Here is a 6,191-nt window from a genome sequence, read left to right on the forward strand (position 1 = left end):
AGGAGCCGTGGGTGTACCGCGTGGGCAACAAGATGGTGGTGGAGTGCGGCGGGGAACACCTAGACGGCTTCGCCCGCTACGCCGAGCTCGCAGACGCCATTACGAGCTGGCTGAAAATCGCGGAAAGATAAGGACGAGGGCCCACTTCGATTCCGGCGGCTAGAGGGCGACGGAGTCGAAGATATGCTTGCGGTAGTACTTCGCCGATATCTCGGGCCTGGCGTTCGTCAGCTCGTCCTCCGGCAGTATCGACATGACGTCCCACCCTATGTCGAGGGTCTCCTCGAAGGTGCGCCTCTCGTAGACTCCCTGCTTGACGAACTTCTGCTCGAAGGCGTCGGCGAAGCGGAGGTAGCGCCTCTCGCGCCAGCCCAGATTGCGCTCTCCCACGAGGGTCGCCAGGCTCCTCAGCTCCAGCGCGCGGCTGTAGGCCGCTATGAGCGTGTTGGCCACGTCCTTGTGGTCCTCTCTGGTCTTCCCCTCGCCGATGGCGTCCTTGGCGAGGCGCGAGAGCGACATTATTATGTCGAACGGCGGATAGATGCCCTTGCCCCACATGGAGCGGCTGAGCACCAGCTGGCCCTCGGTTATGTACCCCGAGAGGTCCGGTATGGGGTGGGTTATGTCGTCGTGGGGCATCGTGAGTATGGGGAATTGGGTGACCGAGCCCTTGCGCCCCCTGGCCCTCCCCGCCCTCTCGTATATAGTCGCCAGGTCCGTATACATATAGCCCGGATAGCCGCGTCTGCCGGGGAGCTCGCCCTTGCCCGACGAGAGCTCGCGGAGGCCCTCGGCGTAGTTCGTCATGTCCGTGATCACGACGAGGACGTGGTAGCCGAGGTCCCAGGCCAGATGCTCGGCTATGGTGAGGCCGACGCGCGGCGCCAGTATGCGCTCCGCCACGGGGTCCGACGCCAGGTTTATGACGGCGACCGCCCTCCTGAGGGCGCCGGTCCTCCTGAACTCCTCCAGGAAGTACATGGCCTCCTCGCTCCTGATCCCTATGCCCACGAAGACCACGGCGAAGCCCTCCTCGCTCCCTCTCACGGTCGACTGCCTCACCACCTGCGCCGCCATGACGTTGTGGGGGAGGCCGGTGCCGGAGAAGATGGGCAGCTTCTGGCCTCTGACCAGGGTGTAGAGCCCGTCTATGGCCGAGATGCCGGTCTCTATGGGCTCCTCGGGGTACTCGCGGGCGTAGGGGTTGAGGGGCTCCCCGTTTATGTCCCTGAAGTCCCGCGGCGGGGGCAGGGGCATGTGGTCGCGCGGCTGGCCCTTGCCGTCCAGGATGCGGCCGATGAGGTCCTCGCTGACGCCCAGCCTGTAGGTCTTGCCGTAAAACCTCACGGTCGACCCCTTGGCCGGAAGGCCGAGGGTCGGGCCGAGGACCTGCGCCACGGCGTAGTCGGTCGCCACCTCTATGACTTGGACCCTCCGGGGCTCTCCGTCCGGCCCCACCACCTCGCCCAGCTCGCCGTAGGCCACGCCCCTGGTCCGCTCTATGACGAGCAGCGGGCCCTTGACCTCCCTCACCGTCGAATAGCTGACTACGGGGGATATCTGCATGGGCCTACAGAAAGAGCTCTTTATATGTGTTGGCTACAACGTGAACTCCACCATGCCGCTCGTGGCGCCTTCGGCCAGCACGTCGTCCTCCAGCTCTATGAAGTAGCTGACGGACGCCGTGTAGACGTAGTTGTTGCCCTCCTCCCCCGCGGGCCTCTTGGGTATCCTCGCCTGCATGACGGCTCTGCCCTTAGTCTGCCCCGCCTTGAGGAGCGGGACCTCCAGGCCCGCCTTAACCTCGTCGCCGGAGGAGTCCGCGCTCCACCTCTTCTCGCCGAGCTCGAGGCCGTAGTCCGAGGCGTACATCTGCATCAGCTTGTTGAAGTTGCTGCCCGACTCGTCGAGGACCAGGCTGAGCCCGCTCTCCCTCGGCCACCGCTCAAGCCTCCTCAGCCTCGCCTGCTCGTCGGCGGTCTTGGATATCCTTATGGGCACCTCGACCGACCTCTCGTAGACTCTATACATGGCCCCGGCAGAGCCATCGGTATATAACCGTTGTCTCGCCGTGGCGCAAACCTTATAAGCGCGGCGCCCCCTTAGGCAGTGACCCTGGATAGGTACATATCTGCGGTGAGGGCGGTCGTCGCTAAGGAGATGGTCAGAAGGGGCTTCTCGGTCAACGAGGCGGCGAGGCTTCTGGGCGTCACCGCGGCGGCCGTCTCGCTCTACGCGAGCGGCAAGAGGGGCGGCGAGCTGGCCGCCAAGGTGGAGTCCGACGAGCGGATCATGTCCATAATAAGGTCCTACGTCGACGCTATCGCCGAGGGCGGAAGGTCGGGGGTCCTCGACCTCACCGATCTGGCCCAGGCGGTGAAGAACGCCTTCGAGGCGCCGAGCCGCGCGAAGGCCGACGTGACCCTGCTCATCATGGAGCGCATAAAGCTGGAGCAGGAGACCGCCGTCAGGAGCATGGCGCTTGCCTATAGATCTGCGAACCCGCTCGCCAGATCGCTCTTCATGCAGATAGCCATGGACAGCATGCGCCACGCCGAGATACTCACCACCATTCTGGACTACCTCGCCGGCAGGATTAAGGCCGACGAGATAGCGCTGACCGAGGAGGAGCTGAGGGCCGTCTCGGAGGAGGAGAGGGGGATGCGGGAGAGCCTGGCGGCGCTCTCCGGAGCGGAGGACCCCCTCGTGAGGGCCCTCATAAAGTCGATAGAGTTCGACGAGCTGAAGCACTACGAGCTGGTGAAGGCGCTGATAGCCGTGAAGCCGAAGAGGCCTAGGTCCTCCTGAACCTCCTGTATATCGGCATGTTCATGAGCGCCACGTGGGTCCTGCCTGAGTAGAACTCCGTCGAGACGCCCCTCTCGGCGAGGATTCTGTCGACCTCCTCCGCGCCCAGGCCCCTCGGGTCCGCCGAGTCGCTCGCCGCGATGAAGTTGACGGCGTATCCGAAGGAGGGGATCCACACGGTGTACTCGACGACTATGCGGAAGTTCGCAGACACGTTCCTCAACACGGCGTTATACTCCTCCTCGAAGAAGAAGCTGCTGCCCGCCTGGGTCGCCAAGACGCCGCCTTGGGCCAGGAGGCCCTTGACCTTCCCGAGGAACTGCGCCGAGTAGAGCCCCTGCGCTATCTCGGGCCCGTAGGGGTCCGTGAGGTCCATCACCACCACGTCGAACTTCTCCCCGCGCGCCGCGGCCTCCTCGACGTATTTTGCCCCGTCCATTATCAACACCTTGGCCCTCGGGTCCCTGAAGGCGCCCCGATGCATGGCCGGCAGATACTCCTTGGCCGCGTCGACGACCTCCCCGTCTATGTCCACCATGACCGCCTCCGCCACCGTCCTGTGCTTCAGAACCTCCCTCAATGTGGCCCCCTCGCCGCCGCCCAGTATGAGGACCCGCCTAGGCGACGGGTGGGCCGCCATGGCTGGATGCACCAGGGACTCGTGGTAGTAGGGCTCGTCGGCGTAGGTGGACTGGATAAAGCCGTCTAGCACCAGGGCCCTGCCGAAATCCACCGTGTCTATTATGGCGAGCTCCTGGTACTTGGTTCGCCTCATGTACCTAATGCCCTCTATCTGCGTGGCCAGGGAGCTGTGCCAAGACACGGTCTCCACCCAGACGGGCCTCGCCGCCGACAGCAGCTCCTTCCCTCTCTGGGGGATCATGGACCCGCCACGGCGAGGCTATATAAGGATTCCCTCAGCCCAGACGGGCCGAGGATGAGGGGAGGGCCTCATGGGGGACGTCCGGGGCGCGCCGCTCTGGCGACGGCTTGTACTCCACCCGCCGGGGGTCCCCAGCACCGAAGAGCGCTTGCCCTAAAAAACCGGCCCAGGACAAACCAAGACGAAAATTTAAACATCGACGCAGAACGAGGACGGCAATGGGCCACACGACGGCCGCAGTCAAGATCTGCAGCCCACAGGACGGCACGAAATGCGTGGAAACCGAGCTGATCGTAGATACAGGCATCACGTACACGTGGATAAGGAGGGAGAGGCTTGAGGCAATCGGCGTAAAGCCCAGCAAGGCCCGGAAGTTCAGGACGATAGAGGGCAGGACCATAGAGAGGGAGGTAGGCGAGGCGGTGATCGAGTGCCTAGGGGAGAGGGCGATGAGCATCGTCGTATTTGCGGAGAGGGACGACGTGGAGGTTATGGGCGTGGTCGCGCTTGAGTCGCTAGCGCTCGGGGTGGACCCTGTGACGCGGCAATTAAAGAAGGCGGAATCGCTGCTGGCGTTAACTGCCATGAATTAAATACCAGCTGTATGCGTTTAGCGCTGTATAAAATAGCTAATGCAGTAAAAATATATAGATGCTACTAAAACAGAAGATATGTCCTATAGGGACTTAAACGAGATGTAAATCGATGTTGAGCTAAGCATTTCGAGCGCCCACAACCAAGAGACGACAATAGGCCGCGCCGCGGCTCGACCTCCTCAAGTGGTCTTAGGCGACAAGCCTCCCCTCTCCATACGCGCTCCTCCCACGCCCTTGAGCCCCTCCTTCGGCGCGCATCGCCTCTCTCGCGGCATCCCCTTGCCCCCAGCACCCGCCCCCGTTTGTTTCGCGGCCATCGGGTTAGCCGCCTGCGGCCGTCCCCAGTTCCTTCAGGATCGCGGGAGGCGCCTCTGCGAGGCGGGGCGCCCCTCTCGAAGTCGGCTAGCAACCCCTCAGCCCAGATGGGCCTTTATGAACTTCGCCGCCTCGCCGTATATCTTGGACCTGGCGGCCGGCGAGAAGACGTGGCCCTCGCCGTCGAGCCTTATGTAGTCGACGCGGCGGCCGAGCTCCCTCAGCTTGGCCACCAGCTGGTCGGCCTCGGAGACGGGCACCCTTATGTCGTTCGCGCCGTGTACGACCAGCAGAGGCGCCGCTATCCTGTCGGCGTAGGTTATCGGGCTGAGCTTGGCCAGGAGCTCCCTGTCCTCAAGCCTGCCGTACTCCGCCTCCCTGTGCCGCCTCCTCCAGGGCGCGGTCCGCTCGAGGAAGGTGGCCAGGTTCACTATGCCCGCCATCTCGACGCCGCAGGCCCAGAGCTCCGGGTAGAGCGCGAGCGACATGAGCGCGAGATACCCGCCGTAGCTTCCGCCCAACACGCAGGGCCTCCCGGCGATGAGCCCCTTGCCGGCCAGCCAGCCGACGGCCTCCGCCACGTCTCTAACCGCGTCCAGCCTCCTCCCGCCGTCGTCCAGCCTCACGTAGGTCTTGCCGTAGCCCGTGGACCCTCTGAAGTTGGGCGCCACGACCATGTAGCCGAGCCTGGCCAGGAGCTGGGTCAACGGCTCGAAGTACGGCCTCGCTTGGCTCTCGGGCCCTCCGTGGAGCAGGAAGACCGCCCTATATGGAGGCGCGGCCTGCGGCCTATAAAGCAGAAGCGGCACGTCGAGGCCGTCGCTGGCCTTGAACCTAACCGCGTCGGGCGCCGTGTTCCTCGACACGTCGACGCCGTATTTCGGCGAGTCCGTGAGCGCCCTGACCTCGCCCGCGTAGACGAACACCTCGTGGCCGACCCGCGGCCCCGAGAGGGAGAAGACCAGCTTCCCGAAGCGCCAGCTCAGGTAGGTGATCACGCCGGGCGGGATCGACACCTTGTGGGTCAGCCCGGTGGGGATGTGCATGACGTATAGGCCCGAGTAGCCGTCCTCGTTGGCCGCGTAGGCCATGTAGCTCCCCCACACGTCGAACAGATCTATCTCTCTGTCCAGCTGCACCCACGGCTTCGCCTCGCCCGTCCTCAGATCCATCACCGCGATCCCTCTGTACTCGGACCACCTGTCGGTCAGATAGGCGATCCTGCCGCCGCCGAGGCATCTCGGCGACGCGTTGACCTCCTCCCCCGAGTGTTTAGTCAAGTTCTTGACCTCCCCGCCGGAGGCCAGATAGATATCGCCGTCTCTGCTGGACTCGTCGTGCTCCACCAAGACCCCCTCGTCGCACCAATCCGCCGCCACGTTTATCCCCTGGAGGTCGGCGACCTTCCGGACCCCGCCGCCCTCGGATATATAGAGGGAGAAGTCCTCCGGCCTCTCGGCCGTGGACGTGTAGGCCAGCCTCGCGCCGTCGGGGCTCCAGACGCCCAAGCTGTTGAAGCCCTCGACGGCCACCTCCCTCACCTCGTCGCCCTCGGCCACGTAGATCCTCCACCGCTCGTCGCCCCCCAC

The 6,191-nt window shown here is 64.3% G+C and carries 6 protein-coding genes; 2 read left to right on the top strand and 4 right to left on the bottom strand.

Going from position 1 to position 6,191, the window contains the following annotated elements; all coding sequences use genetic code 11:
- Positions 1–159: 159 nt before the first annotated feature.
- Positions 160–1,566, bottom strand: coding sequence for a V-type ATP synthase subunit B (locus tag B7L68_RS08010; RefSeq protein ID WP_081247151.1), 1,407 nt, complete (start codon positions 1,564–1,566; stop codon positions 160–162).
- Positions 1,567–1,599: 33 nt separating this feature from the next.
- Positions 1,600–2,031: a hypothetical protein gene (locus B7L68_RS08015; RefSeq protein ID WP_081247152.1), complete on the bottom strand. Its 432-nt coding sequence runs from the start codon at positions 2,029–2,031 to the stop codon at positions 1,600–1,602.
- Positions 2,032–2,109: 78 nt separating this feature from the next.
- Between B7L68_RS08015 and B7L68_RS08020 the strand changes: the two genes are divergently transcribed.
- The gene (locus tag B7L68_RS08020; protein WP_081247153.1) at positions 2,110–2,808 is read left to right on the top strand and encodes a transcriptional regulator; all 699 of its coding nucleotides are present in this window, start codon (positions 2,110–2,112) and stop codon (positions 2,806–2,808) included.
- Here B7L68_RS08020 and speE read toward each other — a convergent pair.
- The gene (speE, locus tag B7L68_RS08025) at positions 2,795–3,691 is read right to left on the bottom strand and encodes a polyamine aminopropyltransferase (RefSeq protein ID WP_081247154.1); all 897 of its coding nucleotides are present in this window, start codon (positions 3,689–3,691) and stop codon (positions 2,795–2,797) included. The genes B7L68_RS08020 and speE overlap by 14 nt on opposite strands.
- A gap of 275 nt (positions 3,692–3,966) precedes the next feature.
- Here speE and B7L68_RS08030 point away from each other — a divergent pair, with 275 nt between their 5' ends.
- Positions 3,967–4,284: an aspartyl protease family protein gene (locus B7L68_RS08030; RefSeq protein ID WP_238136388.1), complete on the top strand. Its 318-nt coding sequence runs from the start codon at positions 3,967–3,969 to the stop codon at positions 4,282–4,284.
- A 416-nt stretch (positions 4,285–4,700) separates the two neighbouring features.
- On the opposite strand, the gene B7L68_RS08035 is transcribed toward B7L68_RS08030, so the two are convergent.
- A partial coding sequence (locus B7L68_RS08035; protein ID WP_081247156.1) for a S9 family peptidase occupies positions 4,701–6,191 on the bottom strand: 1,491 nt, incomplete at its 5' end.

The sequence above is a fragment of the Thermoproteus sp. CP80 genome (genome assembly GCF_002077075.2).
Lineage (GTDB): Archaea > Thermoproteota > Thermoprotei > Thermoproteales > Thermoproteaceae > Thermoproteus.

Excerpts from the sequence above, each read along its gene's own strand:
- B7L68_RS08010 (WP_081247151.1), bottom strand. The coding sequence starts at position 1,566 with ATGCAGATATCCCCCGTAGTCAGCTATTCGACGGTGAGGGAGGTCAAG.
- B7L68_RS08015 (WP_081247152.1), bottom strand. The coding sequence starts at position 2,031 with ATGTATAGAGTCTACGAGAGGTCGGTCGAGGTGCCCATAAGGATATCC.
- speE (WP_081247154.1), bottom strand. The coding sequence starts at position 3,691 with ATGATCCCCCAGAGAGGGAAGGAGCTGCTGTCGGCGGCGAGGCCCGTC.